2 protein-coding genes are annotated in these 1694 nt (G+C 36.4%); one reads left to right on the forward strand and one right to left on the reverse strand.

What is annotated here, in order from left to right; translation table 11 throughout:
- Window positions 1-60 precede the first annotated feature (60 nt).
- Window positions 61-135 (reverse strand): CRISPR-associated DxTHG motif protein, encoded by a 75-nt coding sequence (locus HC728_RS20435; RefSeq protein WP_190395966.1) that lies wholly within the window; start codon window positions 133-135, stop codon window positions 61-63.
- 1000 nt (window positions 136-1135) lie between these two features.
- Here HC728_RS20435 and HC728_RS19515 point away from each other — a divergent pair.
- The coding region (locus HC728_RS19515) for a porin (RefSeq protein ID WP_190395967.1) at window positions 1136-1694 on the forward strand (559 nt) is incomplete at its 3' end.

Genomic DNA, 1694 nt, shown 5'->3' on the forward strand with positions numbered 1-1694 from the left:
TCAAGTGATGATGATTTCAGCGATGCAATCAATGAGGTAGAAAAAAAATCCACTTATGTATCAATAGAAGCTAAAAGCATCAACCCAATAGAAAATGAAGGGGTTGGAGCGAATGCCATGAGAAATATTTCTCAGTTAACGGCAAATTATGCAACAACATCGAGAGCTGTACCGGAATCGTATGTTGCAGTAGAGCTAAGCTATTTTAAAGCAAGTTATGCTTATGATTCGGTTTCATTTAATGGCACAGAAACGGACATTACAGCATATTCACCATCAACAGAATCGTGCTCAGAGCACTGTACATCAACGCAATACTTTACATTTCCAATAGATAATAAAGACATCGAATTGTCTGTAAAAAAAGGGTTAACCTATGATGTACATGCGACAAATGGTACGTCTAAATTGTCTTTTACGATCCCTGCAGGCTATTTCCAAGCAGTGTTAGATGAAAAAGCACTTCAGCTTGAACATATTCCATCATCAGTGCAGCAACCTGCGGCTGAAGTAAAAGTAGAATCAAAAGACTCGAAATCAGTAGAAATGAGTAAATATTGGTTTGATGAAGCAACTGTTGCAGAGCAAGAGCTATTTACTGAGTGGGCGTTTATAAATCGTAAAGAAATAAACACTGAGTTAGTTTCATCATCTAAAGAACTCGAGATGTTAACGTATTGGTATTCAAAGTCTTCAGTTACTGATAAATCAAACATTTTAACCTGGATTATTAATAAGAAATAAATTTAATTTACTGGATTTTTCAATGAAAAGAGGTGCGACTTAGTTCGCACTTTTTTCTTATTTAAAATTAACTAATAAAAAATAATGTAAATCCAAAGTGATCTAGATCTTGTTGTTGGGTGGTTTTGGCTTCATGCTTGAGATCTTTCTCACTTTTATATTTATTTTTATTCTGTGTTTTAATTTTTCATTTTAACTAAGTTGTTGTTTTGTTTGGTTTATATTTTTTTATATAACTTCGTTTTTGAAGTAGGTCACTCAAAAAACATTACTATATTTTCTTTGTGAAAAAACATTGTCATAGTGCACCCCAGACAACAAATCTAATGCATGGTTCATTTCGGCGACCAACTTAAATATCCATGCGTTACTTAATTAGTTAAATGAAGGAATTATGACTATGTTCAAGAAAACTCTTTTAGGTGCTGCGATTGCATTAGTTGCTAGCGGCGTAACAGCTAAAGAAGTGGGTGTTAACTCTGACTTTAATGTTGATGTTTACGGTGTGGCTGCTATTTCACTTGTTAACTACAACGTTACAGATAATGGCGACAAGAGTACTGGCTTTGTTGTAGAAAACGAATCTCGAATTGGTTTCCGCGCACACAAAGAGATGTTTGACAACGTATTGATTACAATGCAAATCGAATCTGGTTATGTTGATAGCACTGACTGGGGTCATGGTGGTGTTTCTGGTGGTGTGCTAGGTTTCCGTGATACGTTTATCGGTGCATCTGGTGATTGGGGTAACGTACGTGTGGGTCGTGTTCTTACTCCACTATACGAAATCGTTGACTGGCCTTTCTCTAACCCAGGTTTAGGATCTGTATTCGATTGGGGTGGTATTGCTGGTCACTACGATCGTCAATCAAACCAAGTACGTTACGATTCTCCTAAGTTTGGTGGTTTCTCTTTTGCAGCTTCTGTTGGTCGTGATGATAATGCGAACG

This window comes from Aliivibrio sp. S10_S31 (assembly GCF_014694495.1).
In the GTDB taxonomy this organism is placed as follows: Bacteria; Pseudomonadota; Gammaproteobacteria; order Enterobacterales; family Vibrionaceae; genus Aliivibrio; species Aliivibrio fischeri.